Annotated in this window: 22 protein-coding genes; 10 read left to right on the top strand and 12 right to left on the bottom strand. The window is 71.2% G+C overall.

Translation table 11 applies throughout. The features are described from left to right. Positions 1–233 precede the first annotated feature (233 nt). The 3 genes from ACZ63E_RS24710 (at position 234) to ACZ63E_RS24700 (ending at position 3,112) form a co-directional block, all read left to right on the top strand. On the top strand, positions 234–1,700 hold the full coding sequence (locus ACZ63E_RS24710; RefSeq protein ID WP_465338466.1) for a PfkB family carbohydrate kinase: 1,467 nt from the start codon (positions 234–236) through the stop codon (positions 1,698–1,700). Next, on the top strand, positions 1,697–2,290 hold the full coding sequence (gene ribA, locus ACZ63E_RS24705; RefSeq protein ID WP_465338465.1) for a GTP cyclohydrolase II RibA: 594 nt from the start codon (positions 1,697–1,699) through the stop codon (positions 2,288–2,290). Before ACZ63E_RS24710 ends, ribA begins: the two co-directional genes overlap by 4 nt. A 66-nt stretch (positions 2,291–2,356) precedes the next feature. After that, positions 2,357–3,112 carry an SDR family NAD(P)-dependent oxidoreductase gene (locus tag ACZ63E_RS24700; RefSeq protein ID WP_465338464.1) on the top strand — a complete coding sequence of 252 codons (756 nt, stop codon included), beginning with the start codon at positions 2,357–2,359 and terminating at the stop codon, positions 3,110–3,112. Positions 3,113–3,357: 245 nt separating this feature from the next. Here ACZ63E_RS24700 and ACZ63E_RS24695 read toward each other — a convergent pair whose 3' ends face one another. Beyond that, entirely contained in the window at positions 3,358–3,918 is a 561-nt protein-coding gene (locus ACZ63E_RS24695; protein ID WP_465338463.1) for a TetR/AcrR family transcriptional regulator, read from the bottom strand. 111 nt (positions 3,919–4,029) lie between these two features. On the opposite strand from ACZ63E_RS24695, the gene ACZ63E_RS24690 reads away from it, so the two are divergent. Continuing rightward, entirely contained in the window at positions 4,030–4,866 is an 837-nt protein-coding gene (locus ACZ63E_RS24690; RefSeq protein ID WP_465338462.1) for an oxidoreductase, read from the top strand. A gap of 117 nt (positions 4,867–4,983) precedes the next feature. On the opposite strand, the gene ACZ63E_RS24685 is transcribed toward ACZ63E_RS24690, so the two are convergent. Then, positions 4,984–5,559 carry a CGNR zinc finger domain-containing protein gene (locus tag ACZ63E_RS24685; protein WP_465338461.1) on the bottom strand — a complete coding sequence of 192 codons (576 nt, stop codon included), beginning with the start codon at positions 5,557–5,559 and terminating at the stop codon, positions 4,984–4,986. Positions 5,560–5,661: 102 nt separating this feature from the next. Between ACZ63E_RS24685 and ACZ63E_RS24680 the strand changes: the two genes are divergently transcribed. Together ACZ63E_RS24680 and ACZ63E_RS24675 are read left to right on the top strand one after the other, a co-directional pair. Beyond that, the gene (locus tag ACZ63E_RS24680; RefSeq protein WP_465338460.1) at positions 5,662–6,516 is read left to right on the top strand and encodes an alpha/beta fold hydrolase; all 855 of its coding nucleotides are present in this window, start codon (positions 5,662–5,664) and stop codon (positions 6,514–6,516) included. Between the two features lie 299 nt (positions 6,517–6,815). Next, positions 6,816–8,903, top strand: a complete 2,088-nt coding sequence (locus tag ACZ63E_RS24675) for a PQQ-dependent sugar dehydrogenase (protein ID WP_465338459.1) — start codon at positions 6,816–6,818, stop codon at positions 8,901–8,903. A gap of 137 nt (positions 8,904–9,040) precedes the next feature. Here ACZ63E_RS24675 and ACZ63E_RS24670 read toward each other — a convergent pair whose 3' ends face one another. From ACZ63E_RS24670 to ACZ63E_RS24650, 5 genes are all read right to left on the bottom strand, one after another. Next, the gene (locus ACZ63E_RS24670) at positions 9,041–9,442 is read right to left on the bottom strand and encodes a hypothetical protein (RefSeq protein WP_465338458.1); all 402 of its coding nucleotides are present in this window, start codon (positions 9,440–9,442) and stop codon (positions 9,041–9,043) included. Then, positions 9,442–10,260, bottom strand: a complete 819-nt coding sequence (locus tag ACZ63E_RS24665) for a heavy metal-binding domain-containing protein (protein ID WP_364520978.1) — start codon at positions 10,258–10,260, stop codon at positions 9,442–9,444. The genes ACZ63E_RS24670 and ACZ63E_RS24665 overlap by 1 nt, the downstream gene beginning before the upstream one ends. Positions 10,261–10,269: 9 nt before the next feature. Beyond that, on the bottom strand, positions 10,270–11,055 hold the full coding sequence (locus ACZ63E_RS24660; protein WP_465338457.1) for a heavy metal-binding domain-containing protein: 786 nt from the start codon (positions 11,053–11,055) through the stop codon (positions 10,270–10,272). 269 nt (positions 11,056–11,324) lie between these two features. Next, positions 11,325–12,035, bottom strand: coding sequence for a heavy metal-binding domain-containing protein (locus ACZ63E_RS24655; protein ID WP_465338456.1), 711 nt, complete (start codon positions 12,033–12,035; stop codon positions 11,325–11,327). Further along, positions 12,035–13,063, bottom strand: coding sequence for a carbohydrate kinase family protein (locus tag ACZ63E_RS24650; RefSeq protein ID WP_465338455.1), 1,029 nt, complete (start codon positions 13,061–13,063; stop codon positions 12,035–12,037). Before ACZ63E_RS24650 ends, ACZ63E_RS24655 begins: the two co-directional genes overlap by 1 nt. 117 nt (positions 13,064–13,180) lie before the next feature. On the opposite strand from ACZ63E_RS24650, the gene ACZ63E_RS24645 reads away from it, so the two are divergent. Further along, a complete protein-coding gene (locus ACZ63E_RS24645; protein WP_465338454.1) occupies positions 13,181–13,930 on the top strand; it encodes a DeoR/GlpR family DNA-binding transcription regulator in 750 nt (249 codons plus the stop codon). Further along, positions 13,927–15,204 carry a 6-phospho-beta-glucosidase gene (locus tag ACZ63E_RS24640; protein ID WP_465338453.1) on the top strand — a complete coding sequence of 426 codons (1,278 nt, stop codon included), beginning with the start codon at positions 13,927–13,929 and terminating at the stop codon, positions 15,202–15,204. The genes ACZ63E_RS24645 and ACZ63E_RS24640 overlap by 4 nt, the downstream gene beginning before the upstream one ends. On the opposite strand, the gene ACZ63E_RS24635 is transcribed toward ACZ63E_RS24640, so the two are convergent. Further along, on the bottom strand, positions 15,201–15,926 hold the full coding sequence (locus ACZ63E_RS24635) for a nucleotidyltransferase domain-containing protein (RefSeq protein ID WP_465338452.1): 726 nt from the start codon (positions 15,924–15,926) through the stop codon (positions 15,201–15,203). The genes ACZ63E_RS24640 and ACZ63E_RS24635 overlap by 4 nt on opposite strands. A 10-nt stretch (positions 15,927–15,936) precedes the next feature. After that, entirely contained in the window at positions 15,937–16,638 is a 702-nt protein-coding gene (locus ACZ63E_RS24630; RefSeq protein WP_465338588.1) for an SDR family oxidoreductase, read from the bottom strand. Positions 16,639–16,817: 179 nt separating this feature from the next. Between ACZ63E_RS24630 and kstD the strand changes: the two genes are divergently transcribed. Beyond that, positions 16,818–18,539, top strand: a complete 1,722-nt coding sequence (gene kstD / locus ACZ63E_RS24625) for a 3-oxosteroid 1-dehydrogenase (protein ID WP_465338451.1) — start codon at positions 16,818–16,820, stop codon at positions 18,537–18,539. Here kstD and ACZ63E_RS24620 read toward each other — a convergent pair. The 3 genes from ACZ63E_RS24620 to ACZ63E_RS24610 all read right to left on the bottom strand — a co-directional run bounded on the left by ACZ63E_RS24620 (position 18,536) and on the right by ACZ63E_RS24610 (position 23,705). Then, positions 18,536–19,564: an LLM class flavin-dependent oxidoreductase gene (locus tag ACZ63E_RS24620; RefSeq protein WP_465338450.1), complete on the bottom strand. Its 1,029-nt coding sequence runs from the start codon at positions 19,562–19,564 to the stop codon at positions 18,536–18,538. The two genes, kstD and ACZ63E_RS24620, sit on opposite strands and share 4 nt — an antisense overlap. A 7-nt stretch (positions 19,565–19,571) precedes the next feature. Continuing rightward, positions 19,572–20,765, bottom strand: coding sequence for a Glu/Leu/Phe/Val family dehydrogenase (locus tag ACZ63E_RS24615; RefSeq protein WP_465338449.1), 1,194 nt, complete (start codon positions 20,763–20,765; stop codon positions 19,572–19,574). Between the two features lie 1,236 nt (positions 20,766–22,001). Further along, on the bottom strand, positions 22,002–23,705 hold the full coding sequence (locus ACZ63E_RS24610; protein WP_465338448.1) for a TIGR03086 family metal-binding protein: 1,704 nt from the start codon (positions 23,703–23,705) through the stop codon (positions 22,002–22,004). A gap of 84 nt (positions 23,706–23,789) precedes the next feature. Between ACZ63E_RS24610 and ACZ63E_RS24605 the strand changes: the two genes are divergently transcribed. Continuing rightward, positions 23,790–24,419 carry a TetR/AcrR family transcriptional regulator gene (locus ACZ63E_RS24605; protein ID WP_465338447.1) on the top strand — a complete coding sequence of 210 codons (630 nt, stop codon included), beginning with the start codon at positions 23,790–23,792 and terminating at the stop codon, positions 24,417–24,419. The last annotated feature ends 113 nt before the right edge of the window (positions 24,420–24,532 follow it).

Below are 24,532 nucleotides of genomic sequence, written 5' to 3'. Positions count from 1 at the left end.
CCCGAGGGTCCATGAGCGCCTTCAGCGTGGCATTTGCCTAGTAACGATGTCAATTGACAATGCGATGACATCGAGGAGGATTTCGCTGGTCGGGGTCGCGATGCCATCCTTCATCCGACACGCGGTCGCCGAACGCAGCTGTCAAACGGGCTGAATGGAGTAACTTCCGAGCGTGCTGCCGTGCAAGTGCCGCCCGGAGAAGGGCAAGTGACAGGGAAGGGTAGGCTGGGACGATGGCGAGGTACGACGCCAACGTCGAGGGCGTCCGGAGCGTCTTCCTCAAGCTGAGGACGCGCAGCGGGCTCACTGTCGATCGCCTCGACGCCACCGAGGTCGACGTCCGGCTGCTCGCCGAGCTGCCCGTCGTCCGCCGGCACGTCCGGGAGACGGGGGTGCCCGAGGGCGAGGCGATCGTCCGCGTGGTGACCACCGCCGTCGCCGCGCTCGACCCCACCGACCTGCTGATCGCGGACGCCGCACTGGCGCTCGGTGTCCTCCGCGCGCGCGTGGGCTCGCACGCCGCGCTCGGGCAGCTGTACGCGGACGACCTGGGGGAACGTCGCCGTGCGCTGGCCGAAGGATGGGTCGCGTTGCACCACCTTCTCGGCGTCACGAGCGACTACCCGGCTCCGACGGTCCGCAGCCTGCGCGGCTCGATCGAGAACCGGACGCTGGGCGTGCTGGCCGACCGCTGCGTCCACGACGTCGAGCCGGTCGAAGAGCCGGCCGGGGAGACGGTGGGCACCGTCGTGGTCGTGGGCGGCGCGATGACCGACCACGTGGTCGTGTCCGACGAATGGCCCGATATCGGCGAGGCCGTCCAGGCCCGGTCGTTCGACGTGCACCCCGGCGGCAAGGGGCTCAACCTGGCCGTCGCGGGGCGGCGCCTCGGGCTCGAAGCCCTGCTGGTGGCCGCGATCGGCGGCGACTCCCAGGCGCGGGACCTGGTGGACTACATGCGCCATGAGGGCCTGTCCACCCAGCTGCTCAGGGAGACCTCCGGCGCCGCCAACCCGCGGGCGCTGGTGCTGGTCGGCCAGACCGGGCAGACCCGGTACCTCGGCTGGATGAACGGTCTCGAAGTCTCTCTGTCCAGAGAGGACCTTCGCGCCCCGCGCGTGCGGGAGGCGATGGCCTCGGCGGACGCGGTGCTGATCACGCTCGAGCCGCCGATGGAGACGGTCAAGTGGGCGCTGGCGGTCGCGGCCAGGCAGCCGAAGAAGCCTTTGGTGCTGCTGCAGGCTTCGCCGTCCCGCGAGGCGCCTCAGCAGCTCTACCGGCTCCTGCGCGGCGTCGACTACCTGGTCGGACGCGAGGGTGAGCTCCGCAAGCTGCTGTCCGAACCGGACACTCCGCGGACGGTCGACGACCTGGCGAGGCAGCTGCTCGCACTCGGGGTGGGCGCGGTCTGTGTCGTCGAGAGTTTCGGTTGTAAGATCCGCTCGAGCGTGATCTCCCAAGACATCGAGGGCCCGCCGGTCCCGCTCGACGATGCACCGGGCGTCCGGGAAGCCTTCTCCGCGGCGCTGATCCAAAAACTCATTCAAGAGGGTACCGGCCGGAGTCGTGAGGAAGCCCTGCACTGGGCGATCGCGGCGATGGCGACGAACCCGACGCTCGACGAGGTCACCGACTCGATGCCGGGGCTCGACGAGGTCGAGCGCACCCTCGAGACCGACCAGAGTCTGGAGATCCCGTGACCGGATCAGTGGTTCACGAACTGGAGGCGAGCGGCCGGGCGTTCCGTGCGATCGTCCTGCAGGACGGGACCGAGCGGATGAACCCACCGAGCGCGGCGGTGTACGGCGAGCCCACCGACGGCTGCTTCGTCAGGATCCACTCCCGCTGTCTGTACGGCGAGGTGTTCGAGTCCACGAACTGCGACTGCCGGTGGCAGCTGAGGCAGTCCCTACGCATCATCCGCCGGCGCGGCGGGGTGCTGGTGTACCTGGACCAGGAGGGCCGCGGCGCGGGTCTGCTGGCGAAGGCGGAGGGCTACCGGCTGTCGCAGGAAAGGGACCTGGACACGTTCGCGAGCTACTCGGCCTTGGGGTACAAGGCGGACAGCCGGTCCTATGCGGACGCCGCCGCCCTGCTCAAGCAGCTCGGCCTTTCCGCCGTCCAGCTGCTGACGAACAACCCCACCAAGATCTCCGCGCTCGAGGTGGCAGGAATCCGGGCCGAGATGCGCCAGCTGGTCCAGCGGGAGCCGAGCACCGAGACGCTGAAGTACCTGACCGCCAAGGAGTCTTACGGTCACGCGATCCTGTCGGGAGAGCGTCCGGCCTGATCCCAGTCGATCCGGCCGGGTCCCGTTCGACGCACGGGTGAAGGAACCCGGACATCGGAGGGACGCATGACGCTGCTCGACGGCAAGAACGCGATCATCTACGGCGGCGCGGGCCGGATCGGCACGGCCGTGGCCACGGCATTCGCCGAGGAAGGCGCCACGGTCTTCCTCGCCGGCCGCACGCGCACCCGGCTGGAGGAAGTCGCCTCGCGCATCCGCGCGGCGGGCGGCTCGGCCGAGACGGCGGAGGTCGACGCCCTCGACGAGCAGGCCGTCGACGCCCACGCGGACGCCGTCGCCGCCCAAGGAGGCGTCGACATCTCGTTCAATCTCATCACCCACGGCGACGTCCAGGGCATACCGCTGGTCGACATGGCGCTCGCGGACTACGAACGCCCGGTGCTGACGGCCGTCCGCACCCAGTTCCTGACCGCCCGTGCGGCGGCCCGGCACATGATGCAGAGGCGTTCCGGGGTGATCCTCCTGTTCGGCGGAGACGCCGAGCCCATGCGCGAGTTCGCCGTCGGTGGTTTGCAGGTGGCGTTCCACGCGCTCGAAGCGATGCGCCGCCAGATCGCCGCCGAGCTGGGCCCGCGGGGGATTCGTGCGGTGACGCTCCGGACAGGCGGCATCCCGGAGACGCTCTCGCGCGACTTTTCGGGCCGCGAGGCGATCGAGCAGAACATCACGGGCAAGACGATGCTCGGCCGAGCGGCCACCCTGGCCGACGTCGGCGCGGTGGCGGCGTTCGTCGCCTCGGACCGCGCCCGCACGATGACCGCGTCCACTGTCAATGTCAGCTGCGGGGCCCTGGTCGACTAGCTTCCCGAGCCGGTCGGCAAACCGTGCGTCGCCGGTTCGCCGACCGGCTCGGGCTTGTTGCCTGCTTCCGACGCCGGGCTTCGAGTGCGTCGCCGGTTTCGGGCTTTCGGCCGCTTCCGGCGCCAGGCCTCGGGTGCGTCTCCGGTGCCGGTCTCGGCCACCTCGTCGGTGCCGGACGTTCGCCACCGGCAGCGGCCGCCTTGTGCTTTGCCGTCGGGGTTCGGTGACCAGTTCGGCGCCGCTCGTCACTGCTCCGCGATCAGCCTCCTGACTGCGTCCACCACCAGCGCCCGCCGCTGGTCGCGGGGGATCGCCGTGCGGACGCCGAGCTCCGAATTGGTTGTTGTCCACGCCGTCGAGACCGACTGGATCAGCACCAGCAGCTCCATGGGTGTGTAGTGCTTGGTCAGCCTCCCGTCGTCCTGTGCTCGTTTCAGGTCGTCCAGCCGGATCTCGTTGGCCAGCACGATTTCCGTGACCCACTTGCCTTCGGGCCGCTCCAGCCGGTGCCACACCGCCAGCCGTAGCGCGTCCGGGCGCTCTTCGTACCGGTCGAAGAGCTTGCCGGCGTACTCCGGCAGGTTGCCGGCGTCGAGCGGGACGTCGATGACGAACCGCGCGACCGACTCGCCGAACACCGCGTCGAACAGCTTGTCCTTGCTGCCGAAGTAGGTGTAGATCATCGCCTTGTTGCACTCCGCGGCGGCCGCGATCCGGTCTACGCGGGCGCCCGCGATGCCCCGTTCCGCGAACTCCTCGGTGGCGGCGGCCAGCAATCGCCTCTTGGTCTCGGCCGCGTCTCTCATGTCACCACCGTACCAACTGACTGGTTAGTTGACAAACGTGGCCGCCCAGTGTTTCCTGGAGATAACCAACCGGTTGGTTGTGACCGGCCGGAGAGTGAGGAGAGGGACATCATGAGCAGGACGTGGCTGATCACCGGCAGCTCTCGCGGGTTCGGGCGCGAGCTGGCCAGGGTCGCGCTGGAGACCGGTGACCGAGTGGTCGCGACCGCGCGCCGCCCGGAGCAGCTGAAGGATCTCGTGGCCGAGCACGGGGAGGCGGTCCGCGCGTTCGCGCTGGACGTCACGGACCCCGCGGCCGCGCGCGAGGCGGTCGCGTTCGCGGTGCGAGAGTTCGGCGGGCTCGACGTCGTGGTCAACAACGCCGGGTACGCGAACAGCGCGCCGATCGAAGACATGGCGGAAGACGACTTCCGGGCGCAGGTCGAGGCGAACTTCTTCGGCGTTGTCAACGTCACCCGGGCGGCCCTGCCGGTGTTCCGCGAGCAGGGCTCGGGGCACTTCCTGCAGTTCTCGTCGGTCGGCGGCCGGGTCGGCGGCTCACCGGGGCTGGGTGCCTACCAGGCCGCCAAGTTCGCCGTGGAGGGGTTCTCCGAGGTGCTCAACGCGGAGGTGAAACCGTTCGGCGTCAAGGTCACGCTCGTCGAGCCGGGAGCGTTCCGCACGGACTGGCAGGGCGCCTCGATGGAACGCGCGACGGTCCGCCCGGAGTACGACGCATCGGTGGGGGAGATGCACCGCCTACGCGACGCGAGCGACGGCAAACAGGCCGGCGACCCGGCCAAGGCGGCCCACATCCTCACCGACCTGGTCCGCCTCGACAAACCGCCGCTCCGGCTGCTGCTCGGCGCGGACGCGGTCGAAGCCGTGCAACGGTCGGAACGCGCTCGCGGCGCCGAGGTGGCCGAATGGGCGGAGGTGAGCCGCTCGGCGGTGTTCACGACGGAGTGAGCTGCGCTCGCGGTTTGCCGAAGGAGTCGTGCGGGGCGGCCTGGGCGCAGCGAACTGTCCTCGCGCTGTCGTTGAAGGAGCTGCGTTGGCGGCTTCGGCGTAGCGAACGGGGCCGGGTCAAGAGCGCTCTGCGGAGGACCCCCGCTGCTCGACCACCAATCGCTGGTGTCGGGCCGCGCGGACCCGGTCGCCGCAGGTTGTCGAGCACCAGCGGCGGCGGGCGTGCTCGCGGAAGAAGAACCGCACGCAGCCGTGGGCTTCACACGGGCGCGCGAGCCGGCCGAGGTCGCCGCTGACCACGTTGATCGCGTCGCGGGCGAGGGCGGCTAGGGCCTCGTTGGCGCTGCCGGGGTGGGCGCTGTGCCACTCGAGGCTGGGACTGGCCGGCCACGCGAGCTGGGGTGCGGCCCGGTCGGCGCGGGCTGCCGCATTCACCGTCTCAAGGGCACCGGCGTCCGGTGAGCGGTCCTCGGCCAAGGCCGCCAGCAGTTCGCGGACCGCGGCGCGGAGACCGGTCAAGCGGCTCAGGTCGTCGGCGCCGACGGTCGCTGCCGGGAGTTCGTGCCGGCGCAACCACGTGGTGGCCTCGCGGGGCTCGGCGAGGTCGTCGACCTCCTCGCCGGCGTTGAGTCGCCGGGTGTTGACCAGCGCCAGGGCCGGCGAGCGCTCCTCGCCGGGTGCTGCAGTGACCACGTTCGCCTCCCGAGTCCAGTGTCCAGTTTCCCCGACCCGTTGACAGCCTACCTCGTCTCATGGATAAATAAAAAAGTATCCATGAGACGTGAGGAGAGACCGATGGTCACCGTGCATCACCGCTACGCCACCGTCGCCGGGCACCGGCTGTTCTACCGGGAGGCCGGGCCCGCCGGCGCACCCACGATCGTGCTGCTCCACGGCTTCCCGACCAGCTCGCACATGTACCGGCACCTGATCCCGGCGCTGGCCGACCGCTACCACGTCGTCGCGCCCGACTACCTGGGCTCGGGCGCGTCCGACGCGCCGTCGGTCGACGAGTTCACCTACACCTTCGACGCGCTCGCCGAGCTCACGACGGCCCTGCTCGACCAGCTCGGCCTCGCCCGCTTCGCGCTCTACATCCAGGACTTCGGCTCCCCGGTCGGCCTGCGCGTCGCGGCCTGGAACCCGGACCGGATCACCGCGATCGTCACGCAGAACGGCAACGCCTACGTCGAGGGCCTGGGCGCCGGGCTCCCGCAGCGGCTCGCGGCCGGCACGCTCACCGAGGAGGACCTGCGCGCCATGGTCACCCTCGAGGCGACGAAGGCGCAGTACCTGGACGGATCGCCCGACCCGGAGCTGGTCAGCCCGGACGTCTGGATCCACGACCAGGCCCTGCTCGACCGGCCTGGTGGCGCCGAGATCCAGATGGCGCTGCTCGCCGACTACCACCACAACATCGGCCTCTACCCGAAGTTCCACGAGTACTTCCGGGCCAGCCAGGTCCCGCTGCTGGCGGTCTGGGGCGGCAACGACGAGATCTTCATCGCCGACGGCGCCCGCGCGTACGCCCGTGATCTGCCCGACGCCGAGATCCACCTGCTCGACGCGGGGCACTTCGCACTGGAGACACACCTGGACACCATCGCCGGGTACATCCGGGGCTTCCTGGGGCGGGTGGTGCCGAACTGAAATCCGTTCTCCCTCAACGGTTTCACGGCCCTACCCGATGAGCGGGACGCCGGTCCGGCGCCGGTTGACCGGCCGGACGTTCCGCTCGTAGGGTTCTGACGAGATCGCCCTGCCCAGGTCGGTCCCGGTCCCGGAGAACCCCGCCGTCGTCGTCAGGCATCCGCCTCTGCCTGCGCCGACGGGTCGTTCGCCGACGGGCCCGGGCGCGCGAGCAGCAGACCGGGGCCGTGGCGGCACGACTGTGTTCCGCGGAGGCCTCGCAGTGGTCGATCCTCCGCGCCGGCTGTGTGGAGGACGGGATGACCGGACGGATTCGGGTGGGGACGATCGTGGCCGCGGTGGCCGCGCTCGTCGCCGGGACGATCAGCGTGGCGGGGCCGGCGCAAGCCGCCGATCCCTTGCTGTCGCAGGGAAAGCCGGTGACGGCGTCGTCGGCGGGTGGGTGCTGTCCGGCGCCGGACGCCGTCGACGGCGACTCGGCGACCCGCTGGGCCAGCGCGGCCGGTGTGGATCCGCAGTGGATCTACGTCGACCTCGGCGTGACCGCGCACGTCAACCGGGTCCGGCTGCAGTGGGACGCCTCTTGCGCTACCGCCTACGAAATCGACACGTCCGCCGACCACGTCACGTGGACACGGATCTACGCGACCACCACCGGAAAGGGGGGAGTGGAGGACCTGACCTCGCTCGACGGCACCGGCCGCTACGTGCGGGTGTACGGCACAAAACGCTGCCGCACCGACGCGTCGAAGGGCTACTCGCTGCAGGAGTTCGGCGTTTACGGTTCGACCGGCGACGTCGTGCCGCCGTCACCGCCCGGCACGCCGACGCTCGTCGGGGTCACGCCCACCAGCGCGACCATCGCGTGGACCGCGGCGACCGACAACGACGGTGTCGCGGGTTACGACGTCTATCGGGACGGGCAGCTCTGCGCCAGCACCACCGGCGCGCTCACCGCGTCCTGCGGCAACCTCAGCCCGAACGGCAACTACGGCTTCTACGTCAACGCGCGCGACGCGGCCGGGAACGTGTCGCAAGCCAGTGGCACGCTCGCCGTGAAGACGCCACCGTCGGATGACCACACACCGCCGTCCGTGCCGGGGAACGTGCACACGACCGCGGTCAACAGCACGTCGATCGGGCTCGGGTGGACCGCTTCGACCGACGAAGTCGGGGTCACCGGCTACCGGATCTTCAACGTCGTCGGTGGCACCGCCACTCAGATCGGCACCTCCGACACGGCGAGCACCACGCTCGGCGGGCTGACCCCGAACACCGCCTACCACCTGCAGGTGCGGGCCTTCGACGGGAACGGCAACCTGAGCGAGCCCAGCACGCCGATCTTGGACGTCACCACCACCCCCGGGTCGACCTGTTCGCCGTCGCAGGGTGTGTGCGGCGCGGCGCAGGTCGGGACCGACGACGACGTCGTGTGGGGCCTGGTCACCCTGCCGGACGGCACGATCCTCTACAACCAGCGTGACGCGCACTCGATCGTCCACCTGAACCCGAAGACCGGCGCGAAGAAGACGATCGGGACCGTGCCGAACGTCCAGAGCACCGACGGCGAAGGCGGCCTGACCGGCCTGGAGATCAACCCGGCGTCGTTCGCCTCCGACCACTGGCTCTACATCATGCACACCTCGCCGAACGACAACCGGATCGTCCGGATCAAGTACGACCCCGCCGCCGATTCGCTGTCCACGAGCACCGAGCAGATCCTCGTGACGGGGATCGCGCGCAACAAGTTCCACAACGGCGGGCGGCTGCGCTTCAGCCCGGACGGCCGGTACCTGTTCGCCGGCACAGGTGACGCGCAGAACGGCGACAACGCGTCGAACACCAGCAGCCTCAACGGAAAGGTGCTGCGGATCAACCCGGACGGCACGATCCCGGCGGACAACCCGTTCCACAACGCGGTGTGGAGCTACGGGCACCGCGACGTGCAGGGGCTGGCGTTCGACTCGCAGGGCCGGTTGTGGGAGCAGGAGTTCGGCAACAGCGTCATGGACGAGACGAACCTGATCACGAAGGGCGGCAACTACGGCTGGCCGTCGTGCGAAGGGACTTCGGGGTCATGCGGCACCGCCGGGTTCATCGCGCCGAAGAAGACGTACCCGGTGGCGCAGGGTTCGTGCAGCGGCATCACGATCATCCGCGACGCGCTGTACGTCGCCTGCCAACGCGGCACGCGGCTCTACCGCGCGGTGATCAGCGGCAGCTCGCTGACGAACTTCCAGACGTTCTTCAACGGAACGTACGGCAGGCTCCGCACGGTGGAGCCGGCCCCGGACGGCCAGATGTGGCTGGCGACCAGTGTGGACGGTGACAAGGACAGCACCCCGCACAACAGCCACAACAAGATCCTGCGGGTGTCAGTGGGGTAAGCCCCACCGAGGAGCCGGCCGGCCATGCGTCCCGGCCGGCTCCGGCACCACCGTTTTGTCGTACCCTTAAGCTAGGCTGTACATCGGGGGCACACATTCAGGTCCCCGAGGTACTTCCCTTGAGTGCCAACGATTTCTCAGCCACCCAGCAGCCGCGACAGCGCATCCCGTGCTTTCGCGTCCTTCGACGCCAGCGTCGTCAGCTCCTGGGCCAGCGCCTCGAGCCAGTCGTCGATCGCGGCTTCCTTGCGGCTGATCACCACGCCCCGCACGACCTGGCGGATCTCCGCGTCGACCCCGCCGTGCTTGCCCGCGCTCAGCACCAGCACCCGGTCCGGCGTGGTGACCTGCACCGAAACCGCCTGCCCGGCGCGGCCCGCGACGCGGTCGGCGAACGTGCGGCGACGGGACACCTCGACCATCCCCGGCGGGAGCGCGTCGCCCAATGTCTCGGACAGGACGCGGTGGTACGACTCGACGTCCGCGCGGTCCGAACGCAGCGCCGCCATCAGCAGGTGGAACTCCAGCTCGGCGCCCATCAGTCGGTGAGGGGCAGGACGAGCTGCGGTTTGGCGATGTGGTGGTCGGCGCGCAACGGCTTCACCGCGGTGCCGATCGCGAAGAACTCCGTCGTGTGACCGCCCCACCGGTGGGGCAGGGACAGCAGCTGCACCCCGACGATGCCCTCCGCCTCGAGCTGCTCGGCCTCGGTCTGCATGCGCGACATCGCCAGCTCGCGCGCGTCGTACAACGCCTCGGTGTACTGCGGGATCTCGACGTTCTGGCCGATGTTCCCCATCATCTGCCGGAACCGCTGGTGCGCGATGTGATAGACGCACGTCCCCATCACCATGCCGAGCGGCGCGTAGCCCGCCTGCACCAGCGTCCAGAAGTCCTGGCCGGACAGGTCGGAGGTGAACGGCTTCCCCGTGTTGTTGCGCCATTCGCCCGGTTCGTCGGCCTTGACCGCCGTGCCGACCGCGATGAACTCGGCCAGGTCGCTGCCGAACTCCTTGAACTCGATCTCGAGCCGGACCGCGACGATGCCGTCCGCGCCGAGGACGTCCGCCTCCGCCTCCATGCGCGACATCGCGAGCTCGCGGGCGTGGTACATGGCCTGGGAAAGCCGGTCGAGCTCCTGGTTCTTGCTCCACCGTCCCATCTGGAACCCGACGTGGTAGATGCTCGAGCCGAGCACGAGCCCCAGCGGCCGGAACCCGGCTTCGCGCACGAGGAGGAACTCGTTGACGCTCAGGTCCGAGGTGAACAGGCTGGTCTTCTGACCAGGTCGCATCTCGGCGAGCCGGCGCATCGCATCCTCGGGGATGTGCTGCGCGGCGGGATCCGCGGTGGTCACGAAGCCTCCTCAGGAACGGTTCAACGGCAGGATCTTGAGCGCGGCGGTCGGCGCGGCGGCGCCGGTGTGGAACTGGGCGATCGCGGTGCCGGTCACGGTCGCGACGCCGGCGACAGCGACCTGCTGGACCGGCCAGGACTGCAGAGTCATGGCGGAGACGATGCCGCCGTCGGCGCCGCAGTCGCGGATCGCGCGGCCGAACTCGGCACGCGCTTCGGTGACGACCTTCGTGGGCGCGTCGACCTCGATGTTCCCGGCCCACGCGACGGTCTGGTTCGGCATGTTGTAGTCGAACGCCGCGCGGCCGGCGACCCCGATCGCGACGCTCACCGGGACCCAGCCCGCCTGCATCAGCTTGCCGACGTCCTGGCCCGCCAGACCGGTGGTGAACACCCGCCGCGGCCGTTGTTTCGTTTCGGCGCGGACGGCGGTGCCGAGGGCGACGAACTCCTGCATGACGTCGTCGAGCGAGGTGATGGTGAACCCGATCCCGAGCACACCGTCGGCGCCGAGCGCGGCTGCTTCCTGGACGAGCCGGTCGAGCGCGGTCTTGTAGCCCTGGCGCAGCATGCCCGAGAGCAGCTTGACCTGGTCGGCGGCCCAGGCGCCGGGCCCGGCCCAGCCGATCTGCTGCACAACACAGCCCATGACCTCGCCGACGGCGGTGAAGCCGGCAACCTCGGCCCCGACGGCGCCGGGCACGGTGAGCAGCGAGGTCTTCAGCCCGGAGGAGGCAAAGCGTTCGACCCGCGCCCGCGCCACGGGCGGCAGGACACGACCGTCCCAGTCGGGCACTTCGGACCTCCTTCGCCGGGCTCACCTCCCATCGTGGCACGGATCCGCGCGGGGAAGAGGTGGGTGAGGGGTGATCGACGGGGTATGTCCGGAAGGTCCCCTCGGTGAGGAGTGTCGGCCGACCGGCTCGCCCGCTGGCCAGCAGCGGCGAACTTTCGGCGGCCGCGCGGCCAGGCGGCCGCCGAGCCGCGCAAGGGCAGCAGGCACCGGGTGGTTGGGCCGCGAGCCGCCACACCGACAGGCGATCGCGTAGTCGGCAGCGCCCCTCGTCAACGCCCTCCGCCCGGCAGTCCGCCATCCACCGCCACCACCGCACTAACCCCCGCCCGACCATCGCCGCACCGGGCGATCGCCGTGCCGAACACTCCCGCCACTGCCGCCGCTCCCGTCCGGCCCAGAGCCCACGCTCGCAACGTTGTCGACGACACCAACCCGCCATCCGCGCCGGACACCCGAACCGCCGCCGCGAACTCCTCGCGGGCCGCCGCCCTCACCCTCGTCACCAGCTCCGTCGGGGCCGCCGCCTCCCGACCCGGGCGGTCCGTCATCGCGATGTCGTACACCTCGCCGCCGTGGATACCTATCGCCAACCTCACCGGGACCCAACCCGACAGCAGGAGCTTCGCCACCTCCGGACCCGACAACCCCGTCGTGAACGGCTCTTCCGGACGCAGGCCACGGCTCGCGCGGACTGCCGTGCCGAGGGCGACGAACTCCTGGATCGTCCGGCGCGGGTGGGTTGCCGTGCAGCTGATCGCCAGGACGCCGTCCGCGCCGAGAGATCTGGCCTCCGTACGAAGGCGGTCCAGCGCCGTCGCGTAGCCGGTGCGCATGCTTGACGTCAGGTCCTCCGAGCGGGTCACGACGCAGCCCATCACCTCGCCGATCGGCCGGAGCCCGACCGCTTCCGCGCCCACCGCGCCGGGGACCGTCAGTAGGGAGGTCCGGAGGCCGGATGCCGTGTAGCGGTGGGCGCGCATCAGTGCCAGTTGTCCTCGCCGAAGCCCAGCGTCACCGGGCCTCGGCGGGTGATCGCCGCGATGGTCTCCGCTGGGAGGACGTCGTCGAGGAAGTCGTAGTCCGGACGGCGGTTGCGTGCGTGCCACTCCGCTATCTCGTGCCAGCCGGGCGCGGCCAGCGCGCCGCCGAAGTGCTGGACCGACAGGCTGGCCGTGAGGCACGCGAACCGCAGGCGCTCGGCCAGGGGCCAGCCCGTCAGGGTGGCCGCGACGAACCCCGCGCCGAAGACGTCGCCCGCGCCCGTCGCGTCGAGGACCTCCACCGGCAGGGCCGGGACGGCCGCCGTCTCGCCGGTGATGCCGTCCACCGCCAGGACTCCGTCGCCGCCGCGGGTGATCACCGCGATCGGGACCAGCTCAGCCAGGGCCGACAACGCCGCTTCGGGCGTGCCGGTGCGGGTGTAGCGCATCGCCTCGACGTCGTTCGGCAGGAACGCGTGGCAGCACGCCAGCTGCTCCAGCAACGCCGGCGACCAGGCCTCCGACGGGTCCCAGCCGACGTCGGCGAACACCAGGCTGCCGTTCTGGTGCGCCGCGTGGACCCACTCGGCGGTGTCGAGCCCGATGTGCGCGACCGTCGCCCGGCTCGTCGGCGGGGACCCGGCCAGCTCCGCGACGGGCACGGGCGGCGGGTGGCCGTGGGTGACCATCGCGCGGTCGCCGGCGTAGGCGAGCGACACCGTCACGGGGGAGTGCCACTCCGGGAACTGCCGTGACCGCGAAAGATCGATGCGCTCCTGCCGGGCCAGCACGTCCCAGCAATAACGCCCGTAGACGTCGGTGCCGAACGCGGCCGCCAGTGACGTCCGGAGGCCGAGCCGGCTCAGCGCCACCGCGAAGTTCGCGATGCCGCCCGGCCCCGAGCCCATGCCGCCCGTCCACACCTCCGTGCCCGGCGCCGGCGGTTGTTCGAGCCCGGTGAACACCAGGTCGAAGAACAGCAGACCGGACAGGAAGACGTCGATCTCGGGTGCGGGCTCAGCGGTCACGGGCGCCTCCACGAATCGCGCATGGGTGCGCACGAGCGTGCTTCAGATGCGCAAAATGCGCAAGACCCGCTCAAAGTCGCCCGTGAGGTGAGCGAGTTTGACTGCTATGGTCGCCGGATGCTGCCCCAGCGTCGCCACGAGCTGATCCTGCGGGCCCTCCGCGCGGACGGGCCGGTGCCCGTCGGCGCGCTCGCGGAGCGGCTCGGGGTCAGCCCGGCCACCGTGCGGCGCGACCTGGTGCAGCTCGACCGCGAAGGCCGCCTGACCCGCGTCTACGGCGGGGCGATGGCGGCGGCCGAGGACGACGAGCCGTTCGCCCGCGTGGCCGCCGAGCGCGCCGAGGAGAAGGACGCCGTCGCCCGGCGCGCGGCGAGCCTGGTCGGGGACGGCGAGACCGTGCTCCTCGACATCGGCACGACCGCGCACCGGCTGGCGCGGCACCTGCGCGACCGCGCGCTCACCGTGATCACCAGCAGCCTCGCCGTCTACGAGGAGCTGAAGGACGCCGACGACGTCCAGCTGGTCCTGCTCGGCGGTGTTGTGCGGCGCAGCTATCACTCGATGGTGGGATTCCTGACCGAGGACGCGCTGCGCCAGGTGCACGCCGACACGGTTTTCCTTGGCGCGAGCGGTGTCCGCAACGACGGACAGGTGATGGACTCGACGGTGGTCGAGGTGCCGGTGAAACGGGCGATGGTCGCCGCCGCCGACCGGGTCGTGCTGCTCGCCGACGCGGGCAAGTTCCCCGGCACCGGCCTGGCCAAGGTCTGCGGGCCGGACGCGCTCGACGTGGTCGTCACCAGCGCCGGAGCCGACGGGCCGACGTGCGCGGCGCTGGGCGAGGCCGGCGTCGAGGTGCTGCGGTGAGGCTCACGATCCTCGGTGGCGGCGGGTTCCGCGTGCCGTTGGTGCACGGCGCGCTGCTGGCCGGCGGTGACGTCACCGAGCTGGTCCTGCACGACGTCGACGCCGGACGGCTCGCCGCCATCGAGCGGGTGCTCGCCGAGCAGGCGGCCGGAGCGGCGGACGCGCCGCGCGTGCGCACGACCACCGACCTCGCCGAAGCACTGTCCGATGTGGACTTCGTGTTCTCGGCCGTCCGGGTCGGCGGGCTGCACGGCCGGCGACTCGACGAGCGGATCGCGCACGCGGAAGGCGTGCTGGGCCAGGAAACCGTCGGCGCGGGCGGCATCGCCTACGGGCTGCGGACGGTCCCGGTCGCGCTCGCCCTCGCGCGGACGATCCGGGAGCTCGCGCCCCGCGCGTGGGTCATCAACTTCACCAACCCCGCCGGGATGGTCACCGAGGCGATGGCCGCGGAGCTCGGCGGCCGCGTGATCGGCATCTGCGACTCGCCGGTCGGGCTGTGCCGCCGGGTCGCCCGCGCCCTCGGGATCGACCCGGCGACCGCGGAGTTCGACTACGCGGGCCTCAACCACCTGGGCTGGCTGCGCGCGGTCCGGGTCGCCGGGGAGGACTTCCTGCCCCGGCTGCTCGCCGACACGGTCGCGTGCGAGTCGTTCGAGGAGGGCAAGCTCTTCGGCGCGGACTGGCTGCGTGTGCTCGGCGCCTTCCCGAACGAATACCTGCACTATTACTACTTCGCCCGCGAAGGCGGCGCGGAGTCGCGCGGCGCCCAGTTGCTGGAGCAGCAACGCGGGTTCTACGCCGAACCTTCGTTGACGTCGTGGGAGCGCACGCGCCTGGAGCGCGAAGCGACGTACATGGCCGAGACGCGCGAAGGTGAGCGAGACGACCTCGAAGGCGGCGGCTACGAAAAGGTCGCGCTGGCGCTGATGCGCGCCCTCGCGCGCGGCGAACGCACCACGCTGATCCTCAACGTCCGCAATGGATCCGCGCTCCCGGGCCTGCCATCGGACGCCGTGGTCGAGGTCCCCTGCGTCGTCGGCTCGAACGGCGCCCGGCCGCTCGCCGCCGCGCCCCTGCCCGGCCACGCGCTGGGCCTGGTGACCGCGGTCAAGGCCGTCGAGCGGGCGACGATCGAAGCGGCGACCACGGGTTCGCGCGAGGCGGCGTTGCGGGCGTTCGCCCTGCACCCGCTGGTCGGCTCGGTGCCGGTGGCGCGACGGCTGCTGGCCGCCTACGCCGCCGCGCACCCGGAACTTGCTTACCTGGCTTAGGAAAGCTCGCGCAGCAGCGGCGTCAAGCGACGAGCCAGGTCGACGTCGACCAGCTCGATCTCGCCGATGAAGAGCTCCGTGACCGCCCCGAAAGGACCGCGGAGATCGTCGAGCCCGCGGACGAGGGTCGCCTCGAACGGCCGGGTGACCTCGGCCGGGAGCCGGTCGAGCCCGCGGCCCTCGACCGCGGGCAAGCCGTGGCGGACGCACGCCAGCGCCAGCGTGTGCTCCCGGACGCGGCCGATCATGTACTCGGCCTGCCAGCCACGGCCGCGTTCGATGCTCGACCGCGCGTGCAACGCGTGCAGCCAGGCCAGGTCGACCAGCCGCCGCGGGTCCGCCGGCGGCGACTGCGGGCGGTCCCGCGCGGTCCCGAACAGCAGCCGGAACTTCGGCGTGGTCGCGCCGAAGTCCGCTTCCGGCCAGAACGCCAGGTCGACCTGCAAAGTGTTCGCCAGCAGGAACACGCGGAACACCGTCCGCTCGAACACGACGTCCATGTGGTGCACGGCCTCGTGTTCGCGGTACATCCGCGTGGTGAAGTCCGCGAGCACCGGCTCGGGCTCGCCGGTGACCGCGAACGCGAGGTCGATGTCGGACCACTCGTCCTCGGCGTCGAGCGCGGCCGAGCCGGTGAGCGCGGCGCCGGTGACCCGCTCGTCGGACCGGGCCGCCTCGACGAGGGCTTCGCGGAGCAGGTGACGATCCCCCGGGGTGAACATGATCCCCAGGTTAGGCGGTGACCCCGACAAATTCCGCCTCGGCTTCGTCACGTTCGACGTGCAGGGTCCAGGCCCGCTCGGCGATCGTGTCGGGATCGAGGGTGCCGGGGACGAAACCCTGGTCCTGCTCGAGGAACATCCGGTGGATGTCCCCGCCTTCGATGAGCCCGCCGATGGTCAGCGCGCCCGCGTAGACGCCGGTCTCGCGCAGGGCCTCGTTGAGCGTCAGGACGTACATGCGCAGCGCCGCCGAGGCCGGGGCGAAGCTGCCGAGCAGCGGCATCGGGTACTTGCCGCTGAGGCCGCCGGCGAACAGGAGCGACCCGCCGCCGCGTGCCAGCATCCGGGGCAGCACGGCCTGGGTGAGCTGCGCCGCGGGCAGCACGATCGACTCGAACGGCACCCGCAGGTTCTCGACGCCGGCTTCGGGCAGGGGCGCCATGGCAGCGCCGACCGCCATGTCGGCCGGTCCGAAGTAGACGGTGTCGAGCTCGCCCGCGTCCGTCCTGATCCGGTCGAGGACCGCGTCCAGCTGGGTTTTGTCGGTGACGTCGGCCGCGTAGGTGTGCGTGGTGATCCCGGACAGCGACTCGCGGTACGCCGCGTGCCGCGAGCTGGACCGCGAGACCAGCGCCACCGTGAAGCCTTCGCGGCCGAACCGGCGGGCGATCGACAGGCCGAGCCCGGGCCCGACGCCCAGGACGGCGATCACAGGGGACAAGAGAACCTCCTCGAGAGAACTTGAGACTGAGCTCAAGTTATCCAAAAGATGAGGGAAGCGTCAACTTGCGTGGCGAACGGCGTCACGGGTTCGGACCAGTGGCCTACCGAGCTGCTCCAAGCGGGTAGAACAGGTTCCAGTTTTGCCGGGGTGCCGACACGATGTCCGCCATGGGAACCGATCTGACCCGCCGCCAGGTCCTGCGCGGCACCGCGGCGGGCGTGGGCATCGCCGTGACGTCCGGGCTCACGGCGGCGCCGTCCGCGGGCGCCGCGCCGCTGCTGGGCGAGTACGACGTCGTGGTCGTCGGCTCGGGCGCGGCCGGGATGACCGCGGCGCTGACGGCGGCCGCCCGCGGGCTGAGCGTCGTCGTGGTCGAGAAGGCGCCCACGTTCGGCGGCTCCGCGGCCCGCTCCGGCGCCGGCATCTGGATCCCGAACAACCCGGTGCTGCTCGCCGCCGGGGTGCCGGACACCCCGGCGAAGGCCGCGCAGTACCTCGCCGCCGTGGTCGGCCCGGACGTCCCCGCCGCGCGCCAGGAAGCCTTCCTGCGCAACGGCCCCGCGATGATCGCGTCCGTGATGGCGAACAGCCCGCTGCGCTTCCGCTGGATGGAGGGCTACAGCGACTACTACCCGGAGCTGCCGGGCGGCCTGCCGAACGGGCGGTCCATCGAGCCCGACCAGTTCGACGGCAACCTGCTCGGTGGCGAGCTGGCGAACCTCAACCCGGCTTACCTCGCGGCGCCGCCCGGGCTGGTCGTCTTCAGCGCCGACTACAAGTGGCTGAACCTGGCCGCGGTGAACGCCAAGGGCGCCGCGGTCGCCGCCACCTGCCTCGCGCGCGGCACGGCCGCCGCGCTCGCCGGGCAGAAGCCGCTCACCATGGGTCAGGCGCTGGCCGCGGGGCTGCGGGCCGGGCTGCAACGGGCGAACGTGCCGGTGTGGCTGAACACGCCGTTGCTCGACCTGAACGTCGAAAACGGCGCTGTCACCGGGGTTCTGGTGCCGCAGGGGCTCGTGCGCGCCCGGCGCGGGGTGATCGTCGGCTCGGGCGGCTTCGAGCACAACGCCGCGATGCGCGCGCAGTACCAACGGCAGCCGATCGGCACCGACTGGACGGTCGGGGCCAAGGAGAACACCGGTGACGGCCACCGGGCCGGCCAGCGCGCGGGCGCGGCGCTCGACCTGATGGACGATGCCTGGTGGGGCCCGGCGATCCCGACCCCGGGTGACCCGTACTTCTGCCTCGCCGAGCGCACTCTGCCCGGCGGCCTGATCGTGAACCAGGCCGGGCAGCGGTTCGTCAACGAAGCCGCGCCCTACAGCGACGTCGTGCACACGATGTACGACAAGAACGACATCCCGGCGTGGCTGGTCGTCGACCAGAACTACCGGAACAAGTACCTGTTCCGCGACATCCTGCCACTGCTGCCGTTCCCGGACGCCTGGTACGCGGCCGGCGCCGTCTTCAAGGCGTCGAGCATCCAGGACCTGGGCGCGAAGATCGGCGTGCCGGCGGCCGCGCTGAAGTCCACTGTGGACCGGTTCAACGGCTTCGCCTGGACCGGAACCGACCGCGACTACCGGCGCGGTGCGAGTGCGTACGACCACTACTACACGGACCCGTTGGTGCTGCCCAACTCCTGCCTGGCGCCGCTGTGGGCGCCGCCGTTCTACGCGTTCAAGATCGTCCCCGGCGACCTCGGCACGAAGGGCGGCATGCGGACGGACGCCCGGGCGCGCGTGCTGCGCCCGGACGGTTCGGTGATCCCCGGCCTGTACGCGGCCGGCAACGCGAGCGCGGCCGTGATGGGCCACAGCTACGCCGGCGCCGGCTCGACCATCGGCCCGGCGATGACGTTCGGCTACATCGCCGCGAACGACGTCTAGAACTCCTTTTCCACCAGCGGGAGCACCTCGGTGCCGAGCAGCTCGATGGCCCGCATGACGTCCTTGTGCGGCACGCCCGACCAGTCCATCTGCAGCGCGTACCGGTCGGCGCCGGTGAGCTTGCCGACGGTGACCAGCCGGTCGGCGATCTCCTGCGGGCTGCCGACGAACAGCGCCTGCGCGCCGTCGGTGTACTGGTCGTACTCCGCGCGGGTCGGGACCGCCCAGCCGCGGGCCTTCGCGCCGTACTTCATCGTTTCGAGCCAGTACGGGTAGAACTTCTCCTTCGCGTCCTGGGAGTTCTCGGCGAGGAACCCGATGGCGCCCATGGTGACGTGCAAGTCTTCCTTGGTGTGTTCGCCGGCTTCGCCCGCCTGGCGGTAGAGGTCGACCAGCGGGGCGAAGCGCTCGGGACGTCCACCGATCACGGCGTACACCACCGGCAGGCCCAGCAGCCCCGCGCGGATCGACGACTCGGGGTTGCCGCCGGTGCCGATCGAGATGCGCAGCCGCCGGTGGTAGGGCCGGGGCAGGATCCGCGCGTTCTCCAGCGGCGGCCGGAACTTGCCGGACCAGGTCAGCGGGTCTTCGCGGTCGATGCGCAGCAGCAGGGCGAGCTTCTCTTCGAACAGCTCGTCGTAGTCGCCGAGGTCGTTGCCGAAGAGCGGGAACGACTCGGTGAACGAGCCGCGCCCGGCGAGCAGCTCGGCGCGGCCGTGGCTGAGCTGGTCGAGCGTGGTGAACTGCTGGTAGACGCGGACGGGGTCCTCGGTGCTCAGCACGGTGACGGCGGAGCTGAGCGTGATCCGGCTGGTCAGGCTCGCGGCGGCGGCCAGCACGGTGCCCGGGTTGGAGATCGCGTACTGGTCGAGGTGGTGCTCGCCGAGGCCGTAGAAGGACAGGCCGAGCTCGTCGGCGAGCTTGATGCGTTCGAGGGTGTTGGCCAGGGTGGTGGCGACGCTGGGTTGCTCGCCGGTGCGCGGGTCCGGCGCGCGGTCGCCGAAGCTGTAGATGCCGAGTTTCATAGAGCGTTCAACTATCTCGGTCGCCGGTTCGTTCCCCGTACCGGTCCTGGATGGCTTCGAGGTTCTGCTCCGAGAGCCGCAGGGCGGCGGCCCGGAGGCTGACGTGGTCGCGAGTGGCGTGGTCGAACATGCCGCTGACCAGGTCTTTCATTCGGGTCCGGACCTTGTCGAAGGCCTCGTCGGCGTCCGCTCCGACGTCCCCGAAGAGCGTCCACCACCACCAGGAGTTGGTCGCCGAGTTGGCGACGAAGTCCGGCACGACCCGGATGCCCCGGGCGTCGAGCAGCTCCTCGGCCTCCGCGGTGACGGGCAGGTTCGCGGCCTCGACGATGAGCTTCGCGCCGATCTTGGCCTGGTTGTCGGCGTCGACGCAGTAAGAGATGGCGGCCGGCACGAGCACCTCGGCCTCGACGTCGAGCCAGGCTTCCGGCGGGAGCAGCTCGTCACCGGGCTTGAGGTTGTCGCGGTCGATGCCGCCGAAGCGGTCACGGTGCCGAAGCAGGTTCTCGACGTCCAGGCCGGCGGGGTTGGTGACGACACCACGGACGTCCGAGACCCCGACGACCTTCAGCCCGGCCTCGGCGAGGAACCGGGCGGTGGCCCCGCCCATCGAACCGAAGCCCTGGACGACCACCCGGTTCTCGTTGCTCAGGCCGAGTTGTTCGAGGCCGGTTAGGGTGGCTTGGGCGACGCCTAGGCCGCCGACCAGCTCGTCGAGCCCCAGGCCGCCGACCTCGATCCGGAAGGCGTCGGCGAGCCGTCCGGTCGCTTCTTCGCGGTCTTCGAGCAGCGGGTAGACGGCCTGGACGGAGCTGAGCAGGCCGATTTCGGTGATGATGCCGTCGATGACGTCCTGGCGCAGGCCGAGGTCTTCGCCCATGGTCCAGTACCGCTCGATCAGCGGCCGCATGGCATGAAGGAACCGCGCGACCACATCCCGGGCGCGGTCGTCGTAGGGGTCGAAGTCGATGCCGCCCTTGGCGCCGCCGAGGGGGATGTAGCGGCCGTGGGGGTCGTAGTTGAGGGCTTCTTTGAGGGTCATGCCGCGGGCGAGGCCGCGGACTTCGAAGAGCGTGCAGCCGCGGCGCATCCGGAGGCCGCCGCTGGCGACTCCGCGGACCAGGCGGTCGATCACGAGGTAACCGCGGCAGGCGGTGACCGGGTCGGTCCAGGCGATCTCGAGGAAGGCCGGTTCGGTCATCGGTGCTCCTGGGCGGTTGGTTGGTGAGGGGCCGCCTTTCGTGTCATGCGGGACACCGTACCCAGTCGTCGGTCTTGGGTTGTCCACAGTGGATCGTGCGGGGCGGGGGGCTGGCGGAAGTTGTGCAAGGGCGGTGGAGCGTTGCCGCTGTGGGTGAGGATTTGTGCTGGGGCTGGTGGGTCGAGTGTCGGGGCTATCGCGAGAGCCGGGGAGCCGCGAACGCGGCTCCCCGGCGGAGGGATTGGGCGGTGGGATCCCGGTGGGCAAGCGTGGGCGAGGCAACCCCCGGTGGGGGCCCAATGGGGGGCCTGGGCGGGCAACCCCGGTGGGGCGCCCCCAGGGCGGGAGGGCCCGGTGGAAAGACTCGGACGGAGAGACCACGGCGGAGAAGCCCGAGGGGGAGGAGGGCCGGTGAAGCACTATCGGCGGACAACCTCGCGGAGGAACCCTGGCGGAGGAACTTCGCCGGAGAGGTCCCGGGTCGGCGGTGAGGCCCGGTGGAACAAGCCCGGCGGAGAGACCCCCGGTGGAGAGGGTCGACGGGAGGAACCTCGGCGGTGAGATCCCTACGGGGTGGCCCGGGCTGGGCAGCTCCGGTGGGCAAGCTCGGGGTGGGAGGTCCCGGTGGGGCGAGCCCGGCGGGCACCTCCGGGGTGGGAGGTCCCGCTGGGGCGATCCGGTGGGGCAACTCCGAGGTGGGAGGTCCCGGTGGGGCGATCCGGTGGGGCGAGCCCGGCGGGGCAACTCTGAGGTGGGAGGTCCCGGTGGGGCAAGTCCGACGGGGGAGGGCCCGGTGGGCAACCCGGGTGGTGCAGGCCCGGAGTCGGCGGGCCCAGTGGAACGAATCCGGAGGAGAAGTCCCAGTGGAGAGCCCGGTGGAGAAATTCCGTGGGCGAGATCCGGCGAAGCAAGCCCGGCGGAGAAATCTGGCAGAGAGAGCCCGCGGGGGCTTGCTCCACCCGGCCTCCCCGCCGGGGCAGGCCCGGTGCCGCAACCCGGAGGGCTCGCCCGGGCGGGGAGCCCCGCGTGGGCTTGCCCGGCAGAGCAGACTGGCGGAGGGAACCCCGGCGAGGAACCCGGTGGGAGCGGGCCCGGTGGTACGAACCCACGGGAGAGAACCCCGGCGGGGAACCCCGGGGGCCCGGTGGTACGAACCCACGGGAGAGAACCCCGGCGGGGAACCCCGTGGCCCAGTGGTGCGAACCCACGGGGAAGACCCCAGCGAAACACCAGACCTCAAGCCGTCCACTGGGGGTTGCGGCCCAAGTACCGCAGCAGCGTCGAGACCGCGCTGTCCTCAGCCGGGCCCTCCAACGCCGCCGCGTAGGCGAAGCCGCGCAGCGGCTCGGCCAGCTCCCTTGCCACCGGCAACAGCTCCGCCGCCATCGCCTCCGTCAGCGGGGAAACCTGGCCCGTCGCCACCGCGATGTCCCATGCGTGGACCGCCGCGTCCAATGCCGCCGCTCCTACCGCCACCTCGGCCGGGAGGGCTCCCTGGGGCAGCGGGGTCGGGACCTCCGTCGCCGACCGTGACACCGTTGCGAAGGCCGCTGCCGACGCCGTCAAAGTCGGCTCCAGGAACGCCGATGCCGAGACATCGAGGGCGCCCGACGGGGAGAACGGGTCGAAGTCGGGGCCGCCCGAGCCCGTGATGAATGCCGCGTAGCCCAGCTGGTCGCCTGCCGCGTGCTGGAGGACCTGGGTCACGTTCCACGCGTCGCACGGGGTGGGCGCCGTCCAGTCCTGGACCCCCGCCACCGCTGTGCGCAGGGCCGCGTGGGCCGACGCCAGCAGCGGCCACGACGGCGCGCTCAGGCTTGCGAAGAACCCTCGGATGTCCGCCACCAGGATCTCCGGGGCCTCGTGCGCCGCGTAGTGGCCCGCCGCGTCTCGGGGGCCGGCCGAGCCCGCTCCGGCTTCGTACGCGTTCCAGCTGACGATGTTCGTGTGGTCGCGGTCGGCGAACCGGCGGATCGACTGGAAGTCGCCCTTGAACATCGCCAGGGCCGTCGGGACCGTGGTCGGCTCCGTCGGGTGGGACGCCGTGTGCGCGTCCTCGTAGTAGAAGCGGATCGACGAGCCCGCCGTGCCCGTCAGCCAGTACAGCGCCACGTTCGCCAGGACGAAGTCCGCGTCCAGGTGCTCGCCGAACAGCTGCGCGTTCCACGCCAGCAGGCCCAGCGGCGAGTCGGCCAGTGCGAACGCCAGCGTGTGCGGCTGCTGGCTGTGCAGCTGGTTGAACGAGAACATGTTCTCGTAGAACCACTGCAGGTGCGCGAGCGCCGCCTGGTCGGCCTCGCTCAGGTCCGCCATCTCGGCCGGGTCGCCCGACGGGAACGAGAACAGCTGCGTGACGTGCACCCCGACGACCTTCTCCGGCGCGATCCGGCCGAGCTCGGGCGAGATCATCGACCCCGCGTCGTTGCCGACCGCGCCGTACGACTCGTACCCCAGCCGGCTCATCAGCTCGGCCCACGCCGCCGCCGTGCGGTACTTGTCCCAGCCCGCCGACTTCGTCGGGCCCGAGAACCCGAAGCCCGGCAGCGACGGGACGACCAGGTGGAACGCCGGCGCCTCGGCCGACTCCGGCTCGGTCAGCGGGCCGATCACGTCGAGGTACTCCGCCACCGACCCCGGCCAGCCGTGCGTCAGCACCAGCGGCGTCGCGTCCGGCCGCGACGAGCGGACGTGCAGGAAGTGGATGGTCTCGCCGTCGATCTCCGTGACGAACTGCGGGTACGCGTTCAGCCGCGCCTCGAAGGCCCGCCAGTCGAACTTCTCCAGCCAGTACTCGGCCAGCGCGCGGACCCGCTCGTTCGTCACGCCGTACGCGGCGGGCAGGTCGTCCGGCCAGAGGGCGCGCTCGAGGCGGCCGCGCAGGTCGTCGAGAGCGGACTGGGGGACCTCGGCGCGGAACGGGCGGAGGGCGGGGACCGTCATGATGAGCTCCTCGGACTGGAACGGAATGCTTCGTTCCGACTGTAGCAGAGCGGAACGATCCGTTCCAGTGGTAATCTCCCGAACATGCCCGAGACAGCCCTGCCCGGCCGCCGCGGCCAGGCCGCCCGCAACGACGTCGTCATCCTCGACGCCGCCCGCGAGGTCTTCCTCGTCGACCCGAAGGCCCCGATCTCGCACGTCGCCGAGCGCGCGGGCGTCGGGATCAGCGCGCTCTACCGCCGGTACCCGAGCAAGGAGTTCCTGCTCTGCCGGCTCTGCCACGACGGGCTCCGCAAGTACATCGCCGAAGCCGAGGGCGCCGCCGAGGAGCCGGACGGCTGGACGGCGCTGACCGGCTTCCTCCGCCGGGTCGTCGACGCCGACGTGCACTCCCTGACCGTCCACCTCGCCGGCACGTTCACCCCGACGGCCGAGATGGGCGACGACGCCCGCCACGCCGGCAAGCTGTCCGCGCGCCTCTTCGAGCGGGCGCGGGAATCCGGCCGGCTGCGCGCGGACGCCGTCACCGAAGACCTCGGCATGATCCTCGAGTGCTGCGCGGCGATCCGCGTCGACGACCCGGAGCGCACCGCGCAGCTTCGGCGCCGCTACCTCGCCCTGCTCCTCGAAGGCCTGGCCGCGGGAAAAGGTGAAGAACTGCCGGGTCCGCCGCCGCGCCCGGGTGAGATGAACGGCCGCTGGCGTCCGTCCTGACGGCGGTTCCGCGGCACCGCCGGATGGCGGTAACGAATTCCGGGAGCGCGACGACTGATCAACGTCGGCTGTGCAACGAGACAAACGGAACATCTGTCAGAGCGCCATTCCCC

Source organism: Amycolatopsis sp. NPDC104819, assembly GCF_055583145.1.
The sequence above is the reverse complement of the archived record's forward strand: the minus strand, read 5'-3'. Positions and strand labels throughout refer to the sequence as shown.